This is a genomic window from Enterobacter sp. 22466, from assembly GCF_052044775.1.
Classification (GTDB): Bacteria; Pseudomonadota; Gammaproteobacteria; order Enterobacterales; family Enterobacteriaceae; genus Enterobacter; species Enterobacter dissolvens.
Genome location: NZ_JBQENX010000009.1, coordinates 102,391 through 123,744, shown reverse-complemented (window position 1 = coordinate 123,744; position 21,354 = coordinate 102,391). Strand labels below are relative to the sequence as shown.

The window sequence follows — 21,354 nt, the reverse complement described above, 5'->3', positions numbered from 1 at the left end:
TGACCCTCGCCCCGGGGGGGAGAGGGTTAGGGCAAGGGGAAAGGAATCAGGCAGGCATCGACTTACGTATCGCGCTCAGCAGCGTCTGTGCACCTGAGGAGAGCGGCGTATCAACGCGGGTTAGAATGCCAATAGGTTCACCGGCACCGGGCGAGGTCACCGGCAGTGCGGTGAGCGTGCCCTGGCGTAAATCATCTTTCACCGCGCCGGAAGGCACGAACCAGACGTAGTCATAATCCACGGTGAGCTGGCGTGAAAGGGAAGCTGACAGGGTTTCAATACAGCCCGTCGGTAGCGTACAGCCTTGCATCTGCAGTAAGGTTTCGGCATTTTGCCGTGGAACCGTACCTTTTGGTGACACCACCACTGGCCACTCCATCACCCGGCTTAAGGTGACCGTATCCTGTAAAAGAGGATGGTTAGGGCGTACCACCAGCTTCAGGGATTCCAGGAACAAGAGTTCGTAATTCAGACCCACCATCAGTTCAGGATCCGACATTCGTCCGATACCCAGATCCAGCTCGCCGGATTTTAGTCCCGCAAGCAGCATGGTGTTATTCATGGTGGCGACCTGCAGGGTCGTATGCTTTTGCTGTTTGTGAAACTGACCAATCACCGGCGGCAGAATGCCCAGCGCCGCCGTAGGCAGGGCACCCACGCGCACAATCTCGTGCGTCTGCTCCTCTTTACGGTTCAGCGCCTGTCCGGCGGTATTGAGGGCATCAAGCACTTTCACCGCGTGCGTCAGGAACTGCTCGCCGACGAGGGTGAGTTGAGCCCCCAGGCGACCGCGATCGAACAGACGGGCGCCGGTCAGTTGTTCCAGCTCGTTAAGCGTTTTTGAGAGAGCAGGCTGGCTCAGGTTAAGGGTTTCAGCCGCACGCCCCAGCGTTCCCTGTTGAGCGACGGCCACAAATGTATGCAAATGGCGCAAGCGTATGCGCTGACTGAACAGACCATTTTTTTCCATAGGCGATGTTAAAAACAGAGCGATGCGGGTGACAAGCTAAGTTGTTTAATTTTGATAACTTGATAGCAAAATATTTTTAACATTTGATCTGTTTGAGTTACAACATGTTTTTGGCGGGGGCTGAACGTCCTTGTTCATTTATTGCACATTCGGGCAGGGAAACGTTAAATCACGCCATCACCGCCGTCGGAACACCATACCTGGCCGGTCGTAAAGGAACACTCATCAGACGCCAGCGTGACGTATAAAGGTGCAATCTCCACCGGCTGGCCCGGACGGCCCAGCGGTGTGTCACCACCAAACTGCTTCACTTTCTCCATCGGCTGGCCACCGCTGGATTGCAGCACCGTCCAGTATGGCCCGGGTGCCACGGCATTAACGCGGATGCCCTTCGGCCCAAGCTGCTTGGCAAGGGATTTGGTAAACACTGCCAGGCAGGCTTTGGTCTGGGCATAGTCCAGCAGGACAGGACTCGGTTTTACCGCCTGCACGGAGGAGGTGTTAATAATTGCCGCAGGGGCTTTCAGATGGCGAAGCGCCGCTTTGGTGATCCAGAACGGGGCATACACGTTGGTTTTAAACGTGGCGTCGAAATCTTCGGTGGTGAGCTCTTCCAGCGATTCCCGATACTGCTGGCGACCGGCGTTGTTCACCAGAATGTCCAGTCCGCCAAGTTTAGCCACCGCTTCCTCCACCAGGTTCTGGCAGAAGGTTTCATCCCGGACATCCCCCGGTAGCGCGACGGCGTTACGTCCTTCGGCCTTGATCAGGTCGATGACCTCGGCGGCGTCTTTCTCTTCTTCAGGCAGATAGTTAATGGCCACATCCGCGCCTTCGCGGGCATAGGCAATCGCCACTGCGCGGCCAATACCGGAGTCACCGCCGGTGATCAGCGCTTTTTTGCCCGCCAGTCGACCGTGTCCTTTGTAACTCTTTTCCCCGTGATCGGGAACGGGTTGCATCTCAGAGGCCAGCCCCGGCGGCGTCTGCGGCTGTTCCGGGAAAGGGGGCTGCGGGTAAGCGTTCGTACGTTGTGTAATATCACTCATAGCTGACTCCTTACAGGTCAAGGGGTGAGATTTGATGGATAATTGCAGCGTTAACGCTTCGCTGAGTTATTTTTGCAGACGATCGACACGCACAACGGGAGGTGAGGATTTTTTATCCAGCGAACCGTTAATGCTGATCATCTGGTCAGGTTTGACCGTTCTGTCGTCAAAGACGGCTTGCGGAATAATAACGTCGATTTTTCCGGTTTTATCCTGAAATACATACTTATCGCCGCTGCCGTCAATAAGGTTGCCGCGTAATGAAATGGTTGCACCATCGTGCATTTGTTGAGCCTGGTCGATGGTCATAATGCGGGCATCATCCGTGCCGCGATAACCGCTGTCCAGCGCATGCGGAGGTGGGGGCGCTTCGCCTTTTTGTAACCCACCGTTATTATCAGCCCAGGCGGTTGGCACCAGAAATATCAAAAAAGCGGAAATAAGTGATAATTTCATCTGATATCCTTCATTTTAGGTGTCTTGACTTATTAAGTATTGTTGCTATTCCTTTATGTGGCAAATGTGATAAGTCTTAAAAACATTCGCCATACAAAACAGAACGTTTGGTAAATAAGCGAAACGGTGATAGCTGCCATGAATGATAAAAATGAAAAGTTACCCGGGATAAATGAGAGTTATCGCTTGCTGAGGTTTGAATATGCATTTCGGCAGGTGGGATTTATTGTGTTGCTGAGTATTATCATCGCGGCGATTGCCGGTCTGTTTTCAAGCGGGATGGTGAGTGATACGGAGAAAGCAAATTCAGCGAAATCGCTCAACCTTAACTATGAGCGCTTTGGACGGCGGCAAACCGAATCACGACTGGAACTTACCTTTCCGGTAACGACTGAGGGCAAATACACGGTCAGTCTGACCAGCGAGTCCGGCGACGCTTACGAGCCTGGCAGCATCTGGCCACAGCCAGACAGCATGTATAGCCGCGGGAACACCCTCTACTTCGTCTATAATCACCTTGAAATTTCAGAACATTTTTCGGTCTGGTTATTTATAACCCCCTCAAAAGCCGGCAAATGGAACAACGTCATCCGCGTAAACACCCTGCCGGAAATTCATTTCTGGCAATTTATTTACCCCTAGGAGGCTGCCATGGATATGGTCTTTCGGGCGTTGGCGATTTACCTGTTTCTGGTCGTGGTCTTTAAAGTAGCCGGGCGGCGTGCGCTGCTGCAGATGACCAGTTTTGACCTTATTCTTCTCTTAATTATCAGTGAAGCGACCCAACAGGCGCTGCTGGGGGAGGATTTTTCGGTCACGGGCGCGATGATAACGATCACCACACTGGTGGTGGTGGATATTATCTTCGGATTGATGAAAAAGTATTTTTCTCCGGTAGAGAATATTCTCGATGGCACCCCCGTTATTCTGGTGGAGAACGGTGCGCCGTTAGCGGATAAACTCAAGAAAGTCGATGTCTCATGCGATGATATTCTGGTGTCGGCCCGACAGAATAATGGCATTACAGAACTCAGTGAAATTAAATATGCCATTCTGGAGCGTAATGGACATATCTCAATTATTCCTTATGAAAATTAAGAGGCACCTCTATGAGCAATCTTTACCACGACAACAATATTACCGTGGCGGAGTTGACGAAAAAGCTGGCGAGTAAATTAATCGATTCCGGGCTTCGCTTAACCACCGCCGAGTCCTGCACCGGTGGCAAGCTTTCGGTGGCACTCTGCGCGGAAGAAAACACCGCCGATTTTTATGACGTGGGGCTGGTCGTCTTCAGCGATAGCGCGAAGGAAAGGATCCTGGGCGTGAGCCCGGATACCCTCGCACGGTTTACCGCCGTCAGTGAACAGACCGTGACCGAGATGGCCGCCAGTATCCGCGACCTTGCCGAGGCCGATATCAGTATCGCCATCAGCGGGTATGCCGGACCAGAAGGGGGGGATGACGGCACGGCGGCGGGAACCGTGTGCTTTGCCTGGAATATCAACGGACAGACAGAAACGAGCAGGGTGCTCTTTTCCGGCGACTGCGAGGATGTGGTGGAAAAAGCGGTGCATTACTCGCTGGCTGAATTAGTAACGAAATTGTCGGGCTAAACTATCGCGGAGGTTTTATGGCTGTGATTGTCATTACTGGCGGGACGGCGGGTGTGGGAAAAGCCACGGCGCTGCACTTTGCAAAAGCAGGCTACGATGTGGGGCTTATCGCCCGGGATGAAACCAGCCTGCACTCTACCCAGGAAGAGCTACGCCGTTTTGGCGTCAATGCGCTTGCCGTGCAGGCAGATGTGGCCGACAGCCAGGCGGTGGTGGATGCCGCCAACGAGATTGAATATCGCCTTGGGGCGATTGATGTGTGGGTCAATAATGCCATGGGGGCGGTGCTGGCACCGTTTCGGACCCTCACGCCGGATGAATTTCGCCGCGTCACGGAGGTGACCTACCTCGGCTACGTGAACGGTACCCGTGCCGCCCTGGAGCTCATGGTGCCGCGCGATCGGGGCATTATTATTCAGGTTGGCTCCGCGCTGGCCTACCGTTCCATTCCATTGCAATCGGCCTACTGCGGTGCCAAAGCGGCGATCCGGGGATTTACCGATGCGGTGCGTACCGAGCTGATGCATGAGAATAGCCGGGTGCAGCTTTCCATGGTACAGATGCCGGGGCTCAATACGCCGCAGTTCGAATGGGCGCGGAATAAGTTTGCCTGGGCGATGCGCCCGGTGCCGCCAGTCTTTGAGCCAGAAGTCGCCGCCCGCGCGATTTATAACGTGGCGCAAAAACCCCTGCGTGAGTTGTGGGTGGGCAGCAGTACCATTCAGTCGATTGTGGGTCAGTTCCTCTTTCCCGGCTTCCTCGACCGTCTGATGGTGAAAAAAGCCTGGGAAGGGCAGATGACTGACACGCTGAACGCGGAAGACCGGCGGGATTATCTCGACCAGCCGGTCAACGACCTGCATAAAATCCACGGCCACTTCTCCAGTGAGGCGAAAGGGCGCGCCACGTCTGTGACCTCCGGTCTGCCAGGGAAAGTGCTGTTAGGCTCCCTGGCCGTTGCCGGGATCGTGGTAACGCGCCTGATGCGTAGCCGGAAAAAGTAGTCAGCGCAGCGCGCTACGGTTTGTCCAGAACCAGCGATAGCCGTAGCCGCCTATATTCAGCTCAACGGTTTTGCCGCAGACCAGCGCATCCTCGTAGCGTTTGTCTGCCAGACAGGCGGTCCAGGTGGCGTGGCGGATCCCTCTGGCGGTGAAGGTCACCGGTTTATCACTAAAATTAACGAAGGTCAGAATACTGCGATCTTCAGCCTCGTAGTAAATCCCCAGCACCGCATCATCATCGATGGCGATAAGATGAAACGGCGCCACGGCAATCTCCGGGAATTCAGACCGCGTGTTGGCGATATCGATAATCCGGTGCAGCAGCGAGTTGCGGTGCAATAGCGAATCTGCCACGTTAATTTTCTGATAACGATAGGGCCCGTGGTCAATGATGGGCGCGATAAAGCTCTGCGGGTCTGCGTCAGAGAAGCCACCGCCCTGCGAGGGCGCCCACTGCATGGGCGTGCGTACGGCATAACGCTCCTCCAGGTCCAGATCATCACCCATGCCGATCTCATCCCCGTAGCGCATAACAGGCACCCCGGGCAGGGAGAACAGCACGGCGTGGCACAGGGCCAGCCGCTTCTGGTCGCCATTCAGCATCGGCGCGAGGCGACGGCGGATCCCTCGCTGGTACACGTTCATCTCTTCGTCCGGGGCGAACGTATCGAGGACGAACTGTTTATCCTTTTTACCGATCCCTTCCAGATCCAGTTCGTCGTGGTTACGCAGCCAGTTGGCAAAGCAGCAGGAGTCCGGCGGGACGATCATTTTCTTCACCGCGTTGCGCAGCGGGCGGGCGCTTTTTCTGGCCAGGCTGACGTAGAAATATTTGTTGAGCCAGAAATTGAGGACCAGATTCAGGCGGTCGTTGTTGCCGAAGTAGTCTTTGTAGGCCTCCACCTCAACATCCACTTCACCGAGCAGGATCGCCTGCGGGTTATGCTGCGTAATCAGGCGACGCAGATGTTCGAGGATCCACAGCCCCTTTTTCTCATCACCGTCTCCGGCCTGGGTGGTAAGATGCGACGCCGCGTCCAGGCGAAACCCCGAAACCCCGAGCTTAAGCCAGAAAATAATGATGTTCTCAATCTCTTTGATCACCGCAGGTGAGGTGAGGTTGAGGTCCGGCTCATGACGATAAAACATGTGCCGGTAGTATTGGCCCGCCTCGTCATCCCAGGTCCAGATGCTCTTTTCCACCCCGGGGAACATTGGGGGCGTATCGTCATCGTCATTATCTGACCACAGATAATAGTCGCGAAAGGGGGATTTCGGGTTGCGCCGGGCTTCCTGAAACCAGGGGTGCGCGTCCGACGTATGCTGGATCAACAGCTCGATAATGACCTGCATCCCCAGCTCACGTGCCTGTTCGATAAAGGCGATGATATCGGCCAGATTTCCGAAGCGGGGATCGACCTGCAGATGATCGCTGACATCATACCCCTCGTCCAGAAAGGGGGTGAGGTAAAACGGGGTGATCCAGATAACCGTCGCCCCCATGCGGCGGATATAACGCAGCTTGGCCATGATCCCGGCGATGTCTCCGCAGCCATCGCCGTTGAGATCGTAAAACAGTGCGGTATCAATCTGATAAATAATGGCTCGTGTATGCCAGCCTGCCATCCTGCACCTCAGTGATAACCTTCTGTATCAGAAACTTTTCCCCGGAAGACGTAGTAGCTCCAGGCGGTGTACACCAGAATCACCGGAATAATCAGTAACGTCCCCACCAGCATAAAGAGCTGGCTGGCGGGCGGGGCCGCGGCATCCCACAGGCTAATGCGCGGCGGAATTATGTTCGGCCACAGGCTGATGCCCAGTCCGCTAAAACCGAGGAAAATGAGCCCAAGCGTCAACAGGAACGGACGCGCGTGGCTGGCCGGGTTGCGGGTCAGCCGCCAGATCCACAGGCTAAAGACGCCTACCAGCAGGGGCACCGGCAGGAACCAGAAGAAATTAGGCAGGGTAAACCAGCGCTCGGCCACGTACTGCCAGCCAAGCGGTGTCCAGATGCTCACCACCGCGATGACCACAATCAGCGCCAGCAGCACGTGGCGTGTCAGCTCGCGCATGCGGTTCTGCAACGCACCTTCACTTTTCATGATCAGCCACGTGGTGCCAAGCAACGTGTAGGCCACCACAAGACCAACGCCGCAGAACAGGTTAAACGGTGTCAGCCAGTCGAGGGCGGATCCCACAAAACGCCGTCCTTCCACGTTAAAGCCGTTAATCACTGCGCCGACGACAACACCCTGGCTGAAGGTGGCGAGTAACGAGCCCCCGGCGAAGGCGTAGTCCCAGAATTTGCGGTGGGAGGGCGTGGCTTTAAAGCGGAACTCAAAGGCGACGCCGCGAAAGATAAGGCCGATCAGCATAGCGGTAAGGGGAATGGTCAGCGCATCAATGATCACCGCATAGGCCAGCGGAAAGGCGCCAAACAGTCCTGCGCCGCCCAGTACCAGCCAGGTTTCGTTGCCGTCCCAGACGGGGGCCACGCTGTTAACCATTACGTCACGCTCTCTGGCATCGCCCACGAAGTTAAACAGCAGACCGATCCCCAAATCAAAACCATCCATGATGATGTACATCAGGGTGGCAAAGACGATGATGGCAAACCAGATAACAGAGATATCGACGCCCATCAGTTTCTCTCCTGTTCCGGAACAGACTCAGCGGCAGACAGCGGACGGGCAGGGGTGCCCGAGGTGTTGGAGGTGAGCGTCTCGACTGGCTGCGGTCCTTTTTTAATCAGACGCACAAGGTATACGTAGCCCACACCAAACACCGAGCAATAGACCACGATGAAGGCCAGCAGGCTGATGCTCATCTGCAGCGTACTGTGCAGGGAGACTGCGTCGATGGTGCGCAGATAGCCGTACACCACCCACGGCTGGCGACCCACTTCGGTGGTCACCCAGCCAGCAAGCAGTGCCAGCAGACCGGCAGGCCCCATACAGAGTGCGAACCAGTGGAACGGCCGGGAGTGATACAGCCGGTGGCGGTAGCGTAGCCACAGGCTCAGCACACCGAGGGCAATCATCAGCAGGCCCATACCAACCATGATGCGGAATGACCAGAAGACGATGGTGGAGTTCGGGCGGTCTTCTTTCGGGAAGTCTTTCAGCGCCGGAACCTGTTTATCCAGGCTGTGGGTCAGAATCAGGCTGCCGAGGGCGGGAATTTCAAGGCCGTATTTGGTGCGCTCCTCCTCCATATCCGGCAGGCCAAACAGCAGCAGCGGGGTGGCTTCGCCAGGCGGGTTCTCCCAGTGCCCCTCGATGGCGGCGATTTTGGCAGGCTGATGTTCAAGCGTATTCAGGCCATGCATATCCCCGACCACGGCCTGAACAGGGGCGACCAGCAGGGCCATCCACATGGCCATCGAGAACATTTTTCGAATGGCGGGGGTGTCGTTACCGCGCAGCAGATGCCAGGCTCCCGACGCGCCCACAAACAGCGCGCTGCACAGGAACGCGGCAATGGACATGTGGATCAGCCGGTAAGGGAAAGAGGGGTTAAAGATCACCGCCAGCCAGTCTTCGGGGATCACCTGACCGTTCTGAATCGTGAAGCCTTGTGGGGTGTGCATCCAGCTGTTGGAGGCGAGGATCCAGAAGGTGGACATCAACGTCCCTAACGCCACCATGCAGGTTGCAAAGAAGTGCAGCCCCGGCCCCACTTTGTTCCAGCCGAACAGCATCACGCCGAGGAAGCCGGCCTCAAGGAAGAAGGCGGTTAACACCTCATAGGTCAGTAATGGCCCGGTAATGCTGCCTGCAAACTGAGAAAATCCGCTCCAGTTGGTGCCAAACTGATAAGCCATAACCAGCCCGGACACGACGCCCATACCGAAGTTGACGGCAAAAATTTTCAGCCAGAAGTGGTACAGCGAACGCCAGACGTCATTTTTGGTGCGCAGCCACATGCCCTCAAGCACCACCAGATAGCTGGCAAGCCCGATGGTGATCGCCGGGAAGAGGATATGAAACGAGACGGTAAAAGCGAACTGAATTCTCGCCAGATGAAACGCATCGAGTTCGAACATGGTCCGTACCTCTGGAACGTTGGGGCACGAGGATCACCAGGCAGCCGGGGCTGCCTGGCAAAACCGATTACGGTTTTTTCTTACCGGCGCCAAGCTCGGCACCTGTCAGCGGGTCGGAATGTGGATCGGATTTGGTGCGGGCTGACATCGCCTTCACCAGGGTTGCCTGTTCGGTCGTGAGCGTCACGCTGGCACTGCCATCTCCGCCATCAACCGCAGGCTGGGGGGACTCAACGTAATCGAAATGCTTATCGCTGTTCCAGCTTCCGCGCACCTCTCCACCTTCAGACATATTGTAGTACTTGTTGGTGAATTCCTCGATTGGCGGCAGTTTTCCCGGCGGGAAATTGTTGCGGATAGACTGAAGCGCCTTCTCGAAAGAAAGTTGATGCGCTGCTTCACGCGTCATCAGAAACGCCAGCGCATCCTTCACGCCCGGATCGTCCGTCACATTGATGAGCCGTTCATAGATGATTTTTGCCCGGGCCTCTGCGGCGACGTTCGAGCGCAAATCAGCCGTGGGTTCACCTATGGTGTCGACGTAGGCTGCCGTCCAGGGGACGCCCGCGGAGTTGGTGAGCGGGGTACCGCCGCCATAGAGAAGGGAAGTGATGTGACTGTCGTTGCCATTTTCGGTCATGGACCGGTACAGCTCCGCTTCGTTTTCAACCCCTTCCGCCAGCGCGCCTTTGGCTCCTTTATTCAGCATGCCGACCAGCGTCCCGATAATTTCGAGGTGGCTTAGCTCTTCGGTCGCGATGTCCATCAGCATATCTTTACGGCCGGGATCGTCATCACTTAGCCCCTGCGTAAAGTAACGGCAGGCGGCAGCCAGTTCGCCCTGCGGTCCGCCAAATTGTTCCAGTAAAAGATTGGCAAGGCCGGGATTCGGTTCAGCAACGCGAACCGTATATTGCAGCTGTTTGACGTGTCGAAACATACACTCTCCTGTGGGTTATTTTTTCGCTTCAACACCTGAGGCATCAGAACGCAGCAGGAACTGTTCCGTCGTTTGCGGAATATGGCGAATTAACCAGTCGGCCATCTCGCGCTCTTCAGCAAGAATGGTCTCAATGGCGGGTACAGAGGCGGTATCGCCCGCTTTTTTGGCCGCCGCCAGCAGGGAGGTGTAGCAGGCGATTTCAAACTGTTCGAAAACATAGCCGCTGATTGAGCCTTTCACGATCTCATCAGACGGGAACATGCCGCCAATGGACTGACCGAGCGCTGCCATTTTGCTCATTGAGTCTTTCAAAACCGAACGAGAAATATCATTACGATCGAGGATTTCCTCCAGCAATGTGATTTGCCGTTTTGTCTCATTAATATGCTGCTCAATACGGGCGCGAACATCAGGATAATTATCGATACGGCTGGCCATGGACTCCAGCATAGATTCGGCTTGCTTTTCCATTGCATGGGCATCGCGTAGCCAGTCATGATAGTGTTCTACGTGATTCATAATATTTTCCTCTATGGGTTCGCTTATTTGTTCTCACTTTCAGCAGCCTGATCGGCACGTGCGGCACTGTAGCCAGATAAATGGCCGACAATATTGGCGTAAATACTGATAATAATGACCCACAACACGCTGTTCTTCCACCATATAACGGAAGGGATAGCGAGAATGAACCATATAATGGCTGCCGTTAAATGGCACCGTTTAATTGTCCTGGGACTGATGCTCATTTTATTTAACCTGTGTTAAAGCGTTATTTTTGCGCTTTTTGGTTAATATTTCCAACGGCCAGATCGGTGAGTTTAAGATCGGTCTCTTTTTCTTCTTCCAGCGTTTCAGCAAGAAGTTTAACGGCTTTTTTATAGCCCAGTTGTTCTGCTAAAGTGGCAAGGGTACCGTAACTGGCAATTTCGTAATGCTCCACCTTTTGCGCGGCGGCAATTAACGCAGCATCACGGACTTCATTTTTTTCCGTGCTTTCGATGACCTCGTTGGCCTCTTCGATTAAGCCTTCCATTGCGACGCATTTCATGCGCTTAAGCTTGATACCGTCTTCCTGTTCGATGATCTGATCGATACGTTCGATCTGACCCTGCGTCTCCTCAAGGTGCGCGGTAAAGGCGGCGCTCAGCTTTTCACTGGAGGCGGCCCGGGCGAGTTTGCTCAGGGCGCGGGTTAGCTGCTTCTCAGCGCTGTAGGTATCGGACAGGAGATGAATAAAGACATCTTCGATACTTTTCATATTCATATATTATGCTCCGGTTAATACGTAAAGGGGGTACTGCGAGCCTGTCGGCCCGCAGCATGCTCTCTGGTATTATTAAGACTGTTAAATAAGATCAGGAGTTATCAGATTTACGGCCTCCGCCGTGACTGTTTTGACCCCCTTTCTTACCCGCTTCAGATGCGCGTTGCGGATCGTTTTTAAAATTACCACCGCTGTGCTGGCCGCCTTTACGTCCAGCTTCTGATGCTTTTTCACGGTCTTCAGCGAAATTACCGGAACCACCACGATGCTCTGCCATATTAAACCTCATATTCATATATTGGTTATGTCAGTACGATACAGAAATATTCCGTATCACTCGTCGTTCGATTAATAACTGTAGTCGCTGTGTGGCATGCGTCAAATGCCTTTCGCTATTAGCGGTTGCGTTATTTTGAAATATCGGAGGGTTTACGCTTCGCTTGACGCAAAAATATGGATGAGTGGGAGGTACTTGTAAGCAAGCGCTAAGATTAATCCTAACTTCGCGATAAAAACCTGAAAGCTCAGGATAAAAATAAGACACGTGGCGATTCGTTTATTTCTTAGTCAGGATGGCGCGGAAAATACTCCTTTATAGCTAGAAAACAGTCTCATAAATAATTATAAGGAAAATCCTGGTCAAATTGACGAGACGAAAAGGGCCTCCGCGACGGTCTGATCAGGGTCGGTAGCACACGGTTTGACCACTGTCGTCTTAAGATCACAAATCGTAAATTCTTCCCCCCGGAAGGAACGGGTTTCTCTACACTCCAGGTAATATTCACTGGAGGCATGACACCATGGCGAACACCATCACGGCTGATGATATTCGGGAACACTTTTCGCAGGCTATGTCGGCGATGTACCAGCAGGAAGTTCCGCAGTACGGCACCTTGCTTGAGCTGGTCGCGGACGTAAACCTGGCGGTTCTGGAAAATAATCCACTTTTACACGAACAACTGGCCAACGCAGATGAACTGGCGCGCCTGAATGTGGAGCGTCACGGAGCCATCCGCGTTGGCACCGCGCAAGAGCTTTCTACCTTGCGTCGCATGTTTGCCATCATGGGCATGTACCCGGTCAGCTACTACGACCTCTCGCAGGCGGGCGTCCCTGTTCATTCAACGGCATTCCGTCCGGTGGATGATGCGGCGCTGTGCCGCAACCCGTTTCGTATCTTTACCTCACTGCTGCGCCTTGAGTTGATTGAAAACGTCGCCCTGCGCGAGCGGGCGGCGGAGATCCTCTCTCACCGCAACATCTTTACGCCGCGCTGTCTGGAACTCATCGAACTGCATGAAAAAGAGGGGGCGTTCACCGGGGCGCAGGCGCGGGAGTTTGTTCAGGAAGCGTTAGAAACCTTCCGCTGGCACCGTCATGCGACGGTCGATCAGGAGACCTATCTGGCGCTGCATAATGAACATCGCCTGATTGCGGATGTGGTCTGCTTCCCGGGTTGCCATATTAACCATCTTACGCCACGCACGCTGGATATTGACCGGGTGCAGGAGCTGATGCCGAAATACGGCATTGAACCCAAAATTCTGATTGAAGGGCCGCCGCGCCGAGAGGTGCCGGTGTTATTGCGCCAGACCAGCTTCAAGGCGCTGGAAGAGCCGGTGCTGTTTGCCGGGGAACATAAAGGCACCCATACCGCGCGCTTTGGTGAAATTGAACAGCGCGGGGTCGCGTTAACGCCGAAAGGTCGCGAGCTTTATGACAGGTTGCTCGCCGAGTCTGGCACCGGCAAAGACAACCTGACACACCAGCTTCATCTGCGTGAAGTGTTCAGCGCCTTCCCGGACAGCGAGCTGATGATGCGCCGGCAGGAACTGGCGTATTTCCGCTATCGCCTGACGCCAGCCGGTGAAGCGCATCGCCAGGCGTTTCGCCCCGGTGACGATCCGCAGCCGTTAATTGAGCGCGGATGGGTGGTTGCCCAACCGATCACCTACGAAGATTTCCTGCCGGTCAGCGCCGCAGGGATTTTCCAGTCCAATCTCGGGAATGAAACCCAGGCGCGCAGCCACGGTAACGCCAGCCGCGATGCCTTTGAAGCGGCGCTGGGCTGCCAGGTCTATGACGAGTTCGCGCTGTATCAGGAGGCGGAAACGCGCAGCAAACAGCGTTGCGGTTTGCTCTGAAATCGTTACTCTGCTGGGGTGTGATGGAAAAAGAAGGTCGTTATGCAATATCCCTCCGCCCCTGTGGTCGAAACGCGCTACGGCGCACTGGCTGGTTTTACTGATGATAATGTTCATGCGTGGTACGGCATTCCCTACGCTGCACCACCCGTCGGCAATGGGCGCTGGCGCTCTCCGCGTCCGCCCGAGCGCTGGGACGGCGTTCGCCAGGCGTCGGCGTTCTCTTCCTCAAGCTGGCAAAGCAGCGAATATTGTCAGGAGCTGGGTGGGGGCGATCCCGGCCAGTTTTCTGAAGATTGCCTGTATCTGAACGTCTGGTCGCCGGTTCACCGTGCTGAGCCGCTCCCGGTGATGGTGTGGCTGCACGGGGGTGGGTTCACCATCGGCGCGGGTGGCTTGCCACCCTACAATGGCAAAGCGCTGGCAGGACGCGGCGTGGTTATTGTCACCATCAATTACCGTCTCGGCCATCTCGGCTTTTTCGCCCATCCTGCGCTGGAGGGGGAAGAAGATCGCGTGGTGCATAATTTTGCCCTGCTGGACCAGATCGCCGCCCTCGAATGGGTGCGGGATAATATCGCGGCCTTCGGGGGCGATCCTGAGAACGTCACGCTGTTTGGCGAATCGGCTGGCGCACGCAGCGTGCTGTCTCTGCTGGCATCGCCGCTGGCGAAGGGGTTATTCCATAAGGCGATTGTGCAAAGTGGCTATACCTTGCCGGATACTCCACGCGAGCAGGCCCTGAAAAAAGGGGAAGCGGTGGCCGCGCATCTGGGGCTGGAGAACGCCTCAGCAGCGCAACTGCGTGCTATTCCACCGGAGGCATTCTGGCCACTGACCGCGCCGCTGAATATCGCCCCGGCGCCTGTCGTCGGGGATTGTGTTCTGCCGGAGGCGATGCTGGATGTCTTCTTCGCTGCCCGCCAGCATCCTGTTCCGGTCATGATTGGCTCGAACAGCGACGAGGCCAGCGTGATGGCGGTGTTTGGCATCGATCTCGCCGGGCAGATTCAGAAGCTTCGCCGGGAGCGACGTTTTGGTCTGGGGCTGATTAAGCTGCTCTATCCGGGCGTGAAAGGCGACGAAGAGCTGGGACGGCAGGTGTGCCGGGACATGGCGTTTACCACGATGGGGTACGTGGTCATGCAGGCCCAGCAGCGCGTTGGCGCGCCGTGCTGGCGCTACTGGTTTGACTATGTGGCCGAAGCGGAACACGCCACCTATATCAACGGTGCCTGGCACGGCAATGAGGTGCCGTATGTGTTCGATACCCTTGCAGAGGTGGAACCTTCCCGCCACTACGTGAACGATCGGGATCTACAGTTCGCGGCCCAGGTGGCCGACTACTGGGTGAGCTTTGCCCGGGATGCCGGCCATCGTGACAGCCTGCCCGGGCCGACACACTGGCCAGCCTGTCGCAAAGGACGGGACGTGTTGTTACGCATAGGTGTGAATAAACATGCAGGTTTTAAGCTTGAAAACCGCTTTATGCGCGCCCGCATGAGTCTCTTTAAACGGGTGATGAAGCACCACGTCAGCCTCGATTAAGCAGACAGGCACGAAACGCCGCCAGGCCATTTTCAGTGCCTGGCGATTCACGCAGCACCAGCCGGTAGCTCGCGCCGGTTTTAATACTGGTCGCAAAAGGCCGCGTCAGCCTTCCGGCGCGGACATCCTCTGCCACCAGCGTTTCGTCAGCAATGGCGACGCCCAGCCCCTGAATCGCCGCCGTAATAGCGAGATCCATCGTGTCGAAGTGTTGATTTTTGTGCATAACAACGCCCGGCTCATCCTGTTTTGCCAGCCACAATGACCAGTCTGTCTTGTCCCGTGTCGGGTGAAGAAAGGTTAATGAGCTCAGTGCAGCGCCTGCCCGCAGCGGACTCAGCACCGGGGTTAACGCCTCTTCAAACAACAGATCGCCTGCGCTCATGTGGGTGCCAAACACAATGGCCGCATCATAGGATTCGGTTTTGAAATTGACGTTATGATCGGTGGTGGTGGTCAACGCAATTTGCAGATCGGGCTGCTCGCGTTCAACGTCCAGCAGGCGCGGTACCAGCCAGCGCATCGCGCAGGTAGGCGCTTTCAGACGGATCACCGTTTGCTGAGCGCGCGCCTGATCGGCCACGGTCAGGAGATGTTCGAAGGCGGATTGCAGTTCCGGAAGCAGGGCGCTGCCCTGGGAAGAAAGGCGCAACCCGCGCGCATGACGCTCAAACAGCGGAAAGCCAAACCACGCTTCCAGGGCGGCGATTTTACGGCTCACGGCACCCTGGGTCAGACACAGCTCTCTGGCGGCATGGGTGAGATTCAGATGACGCGCGGTAACCAGAAAGGCGTCGATGGCATTAAGGGGGAGCGAACGGCGCGACATACAAACACCTCAGCTATGAGTTTTTCTCATGGCTATTATGACAACAATTCGATTGTCGCGACAACAGAGTTGTTGTTTGAATAGTTATGCAATCTCCATGAGAAAGGACAGATGATGACCCTGAAGACAGCGGTGCAAACCCGTTCCAAATTACCTGATGTGGGCACCACCATTTTTACCGTAATCGGCCAGCTTTCTGCTCAGCATAACGCCATCAATCTTTCTCAGGGCGCACCGAATTTTTCCTGCGACCCGAAACTGGTCGCGGGCGTCACCCGCGCGATGGAGGCAGGGCATAACCAGTATGCGGCGATGACCGGCCTGCAGCCTTTGAAGGAGCGTATCGCGGAAAAAATTGCCACCCTCTACGGCACCACGTATGACCCGGGTCGCGAGGTGCTGGTCACCGCCAGCGCCAGCCAGGGGCTCTATTCCGCCATCAGCGGGCTGGTGCATCCGGGTGATGAAGTGATCTACTTCGAGCCGTCATTTGATAGCTACGCGCCGATTGTCCGCCTGCAGGGCGCCACCCCGGTCGCCATCAAACTGACGGTACCGGATTTTGCCGTCAACTGGGATGAAGTCCGCGCGGCCATCACCCCCAAAACGCGCATGATCATCATCAATACGCCACATAACCCCAGCGGGCAGGTGTTCTCGGCGAATGACCTGCAGCAGCTGGTGGCCGTGACGCGCAATACCGATATCATTATTTTGTCTGACGAAGTGTACGAGCACGTCGTCTTTGACGGTGAACCACACCACGGTATGGCCACTCATCCGCAACTGGCGGAGCGTAGCGTCATTATCTCTTCCTTCGGAAAAACCTATCACGTCACCGGCTGGCGCGTGGGTTACTGTGTTGCGCCAGCGGCGCTGATGGAAGAGATTTGTAAAGTGCATCAATTTTTGATGTTTTCTGCCGATACGCCAATGCAGCATGCGTTTGCCGAACATATGACCGATCCGCAAACCTGGCTGTCGCTGGCGGCGTTTTATCAGCGCAAGCGCGATCTGCTGCAAACTTTGCTGGCTGAGTCGCCGTTTAAACTGCTGCCGAGCGCGGGCTCGTTCTTCCTGCTGGCAGATTACAGCCATTTCAGCGACGAGCCCGACAGCGAGATGGTGAAACGGCTGATCGTCGAATGCGGTGTCGCGACCATTCCGCTGTCCGCTTTCTATACGGACGGTACGGACAATAAATTGATTCGTCTCTCTTTTGCCAAAGATGAGGCGACGTTACGGGCAGGTGCCCAGGCCCTGTGTCGGGTTAAACCACGCTAAGGAGTTTGAGATGAAATTACGCGCGTTAGTTGTCGGCATGGGATTGCTGTGTACGTTTTCTTCCTTCGCGGCCACCGAACTGCGGTACGGACTGGAAGCGGAATATCCGCCGTTTGAGAGCCGCAATGCCTCCGGCGAACTGGAAGGGTTTGACGTTGAGCTGGGGAATGCCATTTGCAAAGCCGCAGCGCTGAAATGCACCTGGGTGGAAACGTCTTTTGATGCGTTGATCCCTGGGCTGGTGGCGAAAAAATTTGATGCCATTAACTCGGCGATGAACATCACCGAACAGCGGCGTAAAAGTATTGATTTTACCCAACCAATCTATCGCATCCCTTCGCAGTTAGTGGGCAAGGCCGGTACCGCGGTAGAGGCGACACCTGAAGGGCTGAAGGGCAAAACCATTGGCGTGTTGCAAGGATCAATTCAGGAAACCTATGCCAAAGAGCACTGGGAAAAGCAGGGTGTCACGGTAGTGTCGTATAAAGATCAGAATATGGCGTGGGGCGATTTGCTGAATGGCCGCATCGACGCCTCGCTGGTGATGTCCGCGGCCGGGCAGGCAGGGTTCCTGAGCAAGCCGCAGGGGAAAGGGTTTGGCTTTATCGGCAAACCGGTGTCTGACGACACCATCCTCGGCAGCGGGATCGGCTTTGGGCTGCGCAAAGGGGATGAGGCCACCAAAAAGCAGCTTGATGCCGCGATTGATAAAGTTCGTGCCGACGGCACGATCGCAAAACTCGCTGATAAGTACTTCCCGGGTATCGATGTCAGCGTAAAATAACCACCTCATTTCGCCCCGGTTGTCGATGTCGCACCGGGGCATTTTTATACACATTATCCAGGCTTTCTTTACACCACTTTCGGGCCGTTCTGGTCGACATAAAATATTTCTTACTTTGTGCATATAATCACCGGCCAACAATTGGATTCTTAACCATTTTTGTTTAGGCTGTGCGTTCTTTCTTGCCGTCATTTCGCCGAGCGCGAAACACATTCACACGACCATAAGGACGTTTTTCCAGGCATGAATCGCAGACGTTTTTTACAAGGTTCGCTGGCAATGGCAGCCCTGAGCGGCACATCTGGCCTTGCTTCACTGTTCTCCAGAGCGGCCTATGCCGCTGACTCTGACATCGCTGATGGTCAGAGCCGTCGTTTTGACTTCTCCGTACTGCAATCCATGGCCCATGACCTGGCGAAAACCCCATGGGGTGGTGCGCCGCGTCCGCTGCCGGACACGCTGGCAACCATGACGCCGCAGGCCTATAACGCCATCCGGTACGATGAAAAGCAGTCCCTGTGGAATAACATCGACGGCCGTCAGCTGGACGTGCAGTTCTTCCATATGGGGATGGGGTTCCGCCGCCGCGTGCGGATGTTCTCCCTGGACCAGGCGACCTCCCAGGCGCGTGAGATCCACTTCCGCCCGGAGCTGTTCAGCTACGGGGATACCGGGGTGGATACCAAACAGCTTGAAGGGCAGAGCGACCTTGGTTTTGCCGGTTTCCGCGCCTTCAAAGCGCCAGAGCTGGCGCGCCGCGATATCGTCTCTTTCCTCGGGGCGAGCTATTTCCGTGCGGTTGACGACACGTACCAGTACGGCCTGTCTGCGCGCGGTCTGGCGGTGGATACCTTCACCGACACGCCGGAAGAGTTTCCTGATTTTACCGCCTTCTGGTTTGAAACCGTCAAACCGGGCGACACCACCTTTACCGTTTATACGCTGCTGGACAGCCCGAGCATTACCGGTGCCTATAAGTTCGTGATCCACTGCGAGAAGAGCCAGGTGATCATGGAGGTGGAAAACCATCTCTATGCGCGTAAAGCGATCAAACAGCTTGGCATCGCGCCGATGACCAGTATGTTCAGCTGCGGCAATAACGAACGCCGCATGTGCGACACCATTCATCCGCAGATCCATGACTCTGACCGTCTGGCCATGTGGCGGGGCAACGGCGAGTGGATTTGTCGTCCGCTAAACAACCCGCAGAAACTGCAGTTCAATGCCTTTGTCGATAAAAACCCGAAAGGGTTTGGTCTGTTGCAGCTTGACCGGGATTTCTCACACTATCAGGACGTGATGGGCTGGTACAACAAACGCCCAAGCCTGTGGGTTGAGCCGCGCAACGACTGGGGTAAAGGTGCCGTTGGCCTGATGGAGATCCCGACCACGGGTGAAACGCTGGATAACGTGGTCTGCTTCTGGCAGCCGGAAAAAGCGGTTAAAGCGGGCGATGAGCTGGACTTCAAATATCGCCTGTACTGGAGCGCTATGCCGCCGGTGCGTTCGCCGCTGGCCAATGTCTTCGCCACCCGTACCGGTATGGGCGGGTTCCCGGAAGGCTGGGCGCCGGGTGAACATTACCCGAAAGTGTGGGCCCGTCGCTTTGCCATCGACTTTGTGGGCGGCGATCTGAAAGCGGCTGCGCCGAAGGGAATTGAGCCGGTGATCACGCTCTCCAGCGGTGAAGCGAAGCAGGTGGAAATCCTTTACGTTGAGCCGTTTGACGGATACCGCATTCTGTTTGACTGGTATCCAACGTCGGATTCGACAGAGCCCGTGGATATGCGCCTGTTCCTGCGCTGTCAGGGCGACGCCATCAGTGAAACCTGGCTGTATCAGTATTTCCCGCCGGCGCCGGACAAACGTAATTACGTTGACGACCGGGTAATGCGTTAACGATCGATTCCCTCTCCCTGTGGGCTGAGGGATCCCCATAAATAATGCCTGCACAGACGGCCCCCTTTCCCTGTGGGAGAGGGCTGGGGTGAGGGGGAACATACGGCTGTGGAGGTCATTCCGTTCACTTTATGTTCCTTGCTACTCTGTTACGACATAACCTGTGAACGTGCCAGGGTGGCTCAGTCGCCACCACCCTGGCGACCCGGGCTCCCGGCGGTAAATCGCCGCTTCGCGGTGCCCTCGGCTTATTCCTTCCGGCTTATCGGGGACGGGCGGATGTAACGTCCCTGTAAAGCCGCCCTCTCGGCGCATCCATGCGCCTCGCCCCGGCCTGCAGGAAACGCCTCAGCGATTTACAGCCGGACCCAGGGCGTCGCTGAATGCCCACAGTTATTTGAGGGCAGCGTTGCTGCTTCTGTTTATGAATTACTGGGGATCCGCCCTCCGGGAGAGGGCTTGGGTGACGGGCAATGACCGCAGCAAAATCCGAAATTATCCCGGTATCTTCCCCCTATAGCGCGCCCAGCAGGGGCGTGCGGGTGATTCGACTCTCCCCGTTTACCACTTTTTCGCCGCGCAGATGAATGCTCTCGCCGTCAAAGGCTTCAATGACCGCATCGTCGGTGATTTCAACCTGGTGCTCGATAAGCACATCGCCACTGATCCGCGCCCGCCCCTGAATGACCACCTTGTCATCAACCATGATGGGGCCGCCGCGAAGCCACGCCTGACCGCCAATCAGCACATGATGTTTAATCACGCAGTTGCCTTCCACAACGGCATTCTCAGCCACCTGAGAGCTGTAACGCACGGTAGGGATGGCATCCTCGTCAAACCCGGCAATCAGGCGCGCGTTGCCGTACACTTTTGCACAGTCGCACACCCACACGTTGTTGAGATCGTTGCCTTCAAGAATGGCCTTGTCGAAGACCTCGGCGCGGTGCTCGATAAACGCATAATTGACGATGGCTTCGCCGTAGATTTGCGCCTGGTGCACCACGCGCGACTGGCTGACGGTGGCGTTATCGTAGATTTTAAGGATCTGCTCCTGGTCTGGTGTCAGGCCTTTGGCCGCGATAATCATGCTGTTATGCAGCACACGGGCATTACCGTAAATATGGCATTCACCCCGCACGCTGGAGTTCTGAATGGTGACGTTGTCACTTATGCGCGCACCATGACTCACTTCCGCGCCGTCCAGCCAACTGTTCCCACTGATATGAGCGTGATGGCTGACCACACACGGCAGGGTGAGTCGGGCATTACCGGAGATGGTCGCACCGGCGAAGACCACGCTGTTTTCGTCGTAGATCCAGCACTGGCCGTCCTGCGCCAGAGCGCGCTCATCCTCAACCCATCCGCCTTTCGTGCCGCAAAGCACGTCGTTAAAATCGGTGGTGGCGATGATTTGCCTGAGGGGGGTGACGGATTTGGTTTCCCCATTTTGCCAGTGCCACAGGCGTGTTTCGTCGCTAAGGCGATATTTGTTCATGCTGTTCTCTCTGATAAGCAT

22 protein-coding genes are annotated in these 21,354 nt (G+C 55.8%); 9 read left to right on the top strand and 13 right to left on the bottom strand.

Features of this window, described 5'->3' with window-relative positions; translation table 11 throughout:
- Positions 1-46: 46 nt before the first annotated feature.
- From ACTJJI_RS20885 to ACTJJI_RS20875, 3 genes are all read right to left on the bottom strand, one after another.
- A complete protein-coding gene (locus ACTJJI_RS20885) occupies positions 47-970 on the bottom strand; it encodes a LysR substrate-binding domain-containing protein (RefSeq protein WP_014831860.1) in 924 nt (307 codons plus the stop codon).
- A 164-nt stretch (positions 971-1,134) separates the two neighbouring features.
- A complete protein-coding gene (locus ACTJJI_RS20880; RefSeq protein WP_014831861.1) occupies positions 1,135-2,019 on the bottom strand; it encodes an SDR family oxidoreductase in 885 nt (294 codons plus the stop codon).
- A gap of 66 nt (positions 2,020-2,085) precedes the next feature.
- On the bottom strand, positions 2,086-2,475 hold the full coding sequence (locus ACTJJI_RS20875; protein ID WP_440655479.1) for a YdeI family stress tolerance OB fold protein: 390 nt from the start codon (positions 2,473-2,475) through the stop codon (positions 2,086-2,088).
- Positions 2,476-2,613: 138 nt separating this feature from the next.
- Here ACTJJI_RS20875 and ACTJJI_RS20870 point away from each other — a divergent pair, with 138 nt between their 5' ends.
- From ACTJJI_RS20870 to ACTJJI_RS20855, 4 genes are read left to right on the top strand one after another with little or no spacing between them, the layout of a single operon-like run.
- Positions 2,614-3,117 carry a hypothetical protein gene (locus ACTJJI_RS20870; protein WP_046887491.1) on the top strand — a complete coding sequence of 168 codons (504 nt, stop codon included), beginning with the start codon at positions 2,614-2,616 and terminating at the stop codon, positions 3,115-3,117.
- Between the two features lie 9 nt (positions 3,118-3,126).
- Positions 3,127-3,573, top strand: a complete 447-nt coding sequence (locus ACTJJI_RS20865; protein ID WP_440655478.1) for a DUF421 domain-containing protein — start codon at positions 3,127-3,129, stop codon at positions 3,571-3,573.
- A gap of 11 nt (positions 3,574-3,584) precedes the next feature.
- Positions 3,585-4,091, top strand: coding sequence for a 2-oxo-tetronate isomerase (locus ACTJJI_RS20860; RefSeq protein ID WP_046887490.1), 507 nt, complete (start codon positions 3,585-3,587; stop codon positions 4,089-4,091).
- A 17-nt stretch (positions 4,092-4,108) separates the two neighbouring features.
- Entirely contained in the window at positions 4,109-5,095 is a 987-nt protein-coding gene (locus ACTJJI_RS20855) for an SDR family oxidoreductase (RefSeq protein WP_440655477.1), read from the top strand.
- Here the strand turns inward: ACTJJI_RS20855 and ACTJJI_RS20850 are convergent, their stop codons facing one another.
- From ACTJJI_RS20850 to ACTJJI_RS20815, 8 genes are all read right to left on the bottom strand, one after another.
- Positions 5,096-6,721, bottom strand: a complete 1,626-nt coding sequence (locus tag ACTJJI_RS20850) for an alpha-amylase family protein (protein ID WP_046887489.1) — start codon at positions 6,719-6,721, stop codon at positions 5,096-5,098.
- A gap of 8 nt (positions 6,722-6,729) precedes the next feature.
- Positions 6,730-7,740, bottom strand: a complete 1,011-nt coding sequence (cydB, locus tag ACTJJI_RS20845) for a cytochrome d ubiquinol oxidase subunit II (protein WP_014831868.1) — start codon at positions 7,738-7,740, stop codon at positions 6,730-6,732.
- Positions 7,740-9,143 carry a cytochrome ubiquinol oxidase subunit I gene (locus ACTJJI_RS20840; RefSeq protein WP_014831869.1) on the bottom strand — a complete coding sequence of 468 codons (1,404 nt, stop codon included), beginning with the start codon at positions 9,141-9,143 and terminating at the stop codon, positions 7,740-7,742. Before ACTJJI_RS20840 ends, cydB begins: the two co-directional genes overlap by 1 nt.
- Before the next feature lie 67 nt (positions 9,144-9,210).
- The gene (locus tag ACTJJI_RS20835) at positions 9,211-10,083 is read right to left on the bottom strand and encodes a manganese catalase family protein (protein WP_014831870.1); all 873 of its coding nucleotides are present in this window, start codon (positions 10,081-10,083) and stop codon (positions 9,211-9,213) included.
- Between the two features lie 15 nt (positions 10,084-10,098).
- Positions 10,099-10,605, bottom strand: a complete 507-nt coding sequence (locus ACTJJI_RS20830) for a ferritin-like domain-containing protein (protein ID WP_014831871.1) — start codon at positions 10,603-10,605, stop codon at positions 10,099-10,101.
- Between the two features lie 23 nt (positions 10,606-10,628).
- Positions 10,629-10,832 (bottom strand): hypothetical protein, encoded by a 204-nt coding sequence (locus ACTJJI_RS20825; RefSeq protein WP_043951627.1) that lies wholly within the window; start codon positions 10,830-10,832, stop codon positions 10,629-10,631.
- A 23-nt stretch (positions 10,833-10,855) separates the two neighbouring features.
- Positions 10,856-11,350 (bottom strand): YciE/YciF ferroxidase family protein, encoded by a 495-nt coding sequence (locus ACTJJI_RS20820; RefSeq protein ID WP_014831873.1) that lies wholly within the window; start codon positions 11,348-11,350, stop codon positions 10,856-10,858.
- Between the two features lie 91 nt (positions 11,351-11,441).
- Positions 11,442-11,627, bottom strand: a complete 186-nt coding sequence (locus ACTJJI_RS20815) for a general stress protein (protein ID WP_004150795.1) — start codon at positions 11,625-11,627, stop codon at positions 11,442-11,444.
- Between the two features lie 523 nt (positions 11,628-12,150).
- Between ACTJJI_RS20815 and hglS the strand changes: the two genes are divergently transcribed.
- Together hglS and ACTJJI_RS20805 are read left to right on the top strand one after the other, a co-directional pair.
- Positions 12,151-13,494, top strand: coding sequence for a 2-oxoadipate dioxygenase/decarboxylase HglS (gene hglS, locus ACTJJI_RS20810; RefSeq protein WP_063424718.1), 1,344 nt, complete (start codon positions 12,151-12,153; stop codon positions 13,492-13,494).
- 42 nt (positions 13,495-13,536) lie between these two features.
- On the top strand, positions 13,537-15,042 hold the full coding sequence (locus ACTJJI_RS20805) for a carboxylesterase/lipase family protein (protein WP_440655476.1): 1,506 nt from the start codon (positions 13,537-13,539) through the stop codon (positions 15,040-15,042).
- Here the strand turns inward: ACTJJI_RS20805 and ACTJJI_RS20800 are convergent.
- Positions 15,029-15,871 carry a LysR family transcriptional regulator gene (locus tag ACTJJI_RS20800; RefSeq protein WP_014831876.1) on the bottom strand — a complete coding sequence of 281 codons (843 nt, stop codon included), beginning with the start codon at positions 15,869-15,871 and terminating at the stop codon, positions 15,029-15,031. The two genes, ACTJJI_RS20805 and ACTJJI_RS20800, sit on opposite strands and share 14 nt — an antisense overlap.
- Positions 15,872-15,985: 114 nt before the next feature.
- On the opposite strand from ACTJJI_RS20800, the gene ACTJJI_RS20795 reads away from it, so the two are divergent.
- The 3 genes from ACTJJI_RS20795 to ACTJJI_RS20785 all read left to right on the top strand — a co-directional run bounded on the left by ACTJJI_RS20795 (position 15,986) and on the right by ACTJJI_RS20785 (position 19,838).
- The gene (locus tag ACTJJI_RS20795; RefSeq protein WP_014831877.1) at positions 15,986-17,155 is read left to right on the top strand and encodes a pyridoxal phosphate-dependent aminotransferase; all 1,170 of its coding nucleotides are present in this window, start codon (positions 15,986-15,988) and stop codon (positions 17,153-17,155) included.
- A 10-nt stretch (positions 17,156-17,165) separates the two neighbouring features.
- Positions 17,166-17,939 carry an ABC transporter substrate-binding protein gene (locus tag ACTJJI_RS20790; RefSeq protein ID WP_014831878.1) on the top strand — a complete coding sequence of 258 codons (774 nt, stop codon included), beginning with the start codon at positions 17,166-17,168 and terminating at the stop codon, positions 17,937-17,939.
- Between the two features lie 243 nt (positions 17,940-18,182).
- Complete coding sequence (locus tag ACTJJI_RS20785; protein ID WP_014831879.1) at positions 18,183-19,838, top strand: glucan biosynthesis protein D; 1,656 nt, start codon at positions 18,183-18,185, stop codon at positions 19,836-19,838.
- Between the two features lie 514 nt (positions 19,839-20,352).
- On the opposite strand, the gene ydcK is transcribed toward ACTJJI_RS20785, so the two are convergent.
- Positions 20,353-21,333, bottom strand: a complete 981-nt coding sequence (gene ydcK, locus ACTJJI_RS20780; RefSeq protein ID WP_063411934.1) for a YdcK family protein — start codon at positions 21,331-21,333, stop codon at positions 20,353-20,355.
- Positions 21,334-21,354: the final 21 nt, after the last annotated feature.

What these genes read in the sequence shown, in the direction of transcription:
- ACTJJI_RS20885 (WP_014831860.1), bottom strand. Translation starts at nt 970, where the DNA reads ATGGAAAAAAATGGTCTGTTCAGTCAGCGCATACGCTTGCGCCATTTG.
- ACTJJI_RS20880 (WP_014831861.1), bottom strand. Translation starts at nt 2,019, where the DNA reads ATGAGTGATATTACACAACGTACGAACGCTTACCCGCAGCCCCCTTTC.
- ACTJJI_RS20875 (WP_440655479.1), bottom strand. Translation starts at nt 2,475, where the DNA reads ATGAAATTATCACTTATTTCCGCTTTTTTGATATTTCTGGTGCCAACC.
- ACTJJI_RS20870 (WP_046887491.1), top strand. Translation starts at nt 2,614, where the DNA reads ATGAATGATAAAAATGAAAAGTTACCCGGGATAAATGAGAGTTATCGC.
- ACTJJI_RS20865 (WP_440655478.1), top strand. Translation starts at nt 3,127, where the DNA reads ATGGATATGGTCTTTCGGGCGTTGGCGATTTACCTGTTTCTGGTCGTG.
- ACTJJI_RS20860 (WP_046887490.1), top strand. Translation starts at nt 3,585, where the DNA reads ATGAGCAATCTTTACCACGACAACAATATTACCGTGGCGGAGTTGACG.
- ACTJJI_RS20855 (WP_440655477.1), top strand. Translation starts at nt 4,109, where the DNA reads ATGGCTGTGATTGTCATTACTGGCGGGACGGCGGGTGTGGGAAAAGCC.
- ACTJJI_RS20850 (WP_046887489.1), bottom strand. Translation starts at nt 6,721, where the DNA reads ATGGCAGGCTGGCATACACGAGCCATTATTTATCAGATTGATACCGCA.
- cydB (WP_014831868.1), bottom strand. Translation starts at nt 7,740, where the DNA reads ATGGGCGTCGATATCTCTGTTATCTGGTTTGCCATCATCGTCTTTGCC.
- ACTJJI_RS20840 (WP_014831869.1), bottom strand. Translation starts at nt 9,143, where the DNA reads ATGTTCGAACTCGATGCGTTTCATCTGGCGAGAATTCAGTTCGCTTTT.
- ACTJJI_RS20835 (WP_014831870.1), bottom strand. Translation starts at nt 10,083, where the DNA reads ATGTTTCGACACGTCAAACAGCTGCAATATACGGTTCGCGTTGCTGAA.
- ACTJJI_RS20830 (WP_014831871.1), bottom strand. Translation starts at nt 10,605, where the DNA reads ATGAATCACGTAGAACACTATCATGACTGGCTACGCGATGCCCATGCA.
- ACTJJI_RS20825 (WP_043951627.1), bottom strand. Translation starts at nt 10,832, where the DNA reads ATGAGCATCAGTCCCAGGACAATTAAACGGTGCCATTTAACGGCAGCC.
- ACTJJI_RS20820 (WP_014831873.1), bottom strand. Translation starts at nt 11,350, where the DNA reads ATGAATATGAAAAGTATCGAAGATGTCTTTATTCATCTCCTGTCCGAT.
- ACTJJI_RS20815 (WP_004150795.1), bottom strand. Translation starts at nt 11,627, where the DNA reads ATGGCAGAGCATCGTGGTGGTTCCGGTAATTTCGCTGAAGACCGTGAA.
- hglS (WP_063424718.1), top strand. Translation starts at nt 12,151, where the DNA reads ATGGCGAACACCATCACGGCTGATGATATTCGGGAACACTTTTCGCAG.
- ACTJJI_RS20805 (WP_440655476.1), top strand. Translation starts at nt 13,537, where the DNA reads ATGCAATATCCCTCCGCCCCTGTGGTCGAAACGCGCTACGGCGCACTG.
- ACTJJI_RS20800 (WP_014831876.1), bottom strand. Translation starts at nt 15,871, where the DNA reads ATGTCGCGCCGTTCGCTCCCCCTTAATGCCATCGACGCCTTTCTGGTT.
- ACTJJI_RS20795 (WP_014831877.1), top strand. Translation starts at nt 15,986, where the DNA reads ATGACCCTGAAGACAGCGGTGCAAACCCGTTCCAAATTACCTGATGTG.
- ACTJJI_RS20790 (WP_014831878.1), top strand. Translation starts at nt 17,166, where the DNA reads ATGAAATTACGCGCGTTAGTTGTCGGCATGGGATTGCTGTGTACGTTT.
- ACTJJI_RS20785 (WP_014831879.1), top strand. Translation starts at nt 18,183, where the DNA reads ATGAATCGCAGACGTTTTTTACAAGGTTCGCTGGCAATGGCAGCCCTG.
- ydcK (WP_063411934.1), bottom strand. Translation starts at nt 21,333, where the DNA reads ATGAACAAATATCGCCTTAGCGACGAAACACGCCTGTGGCACTGGCAA.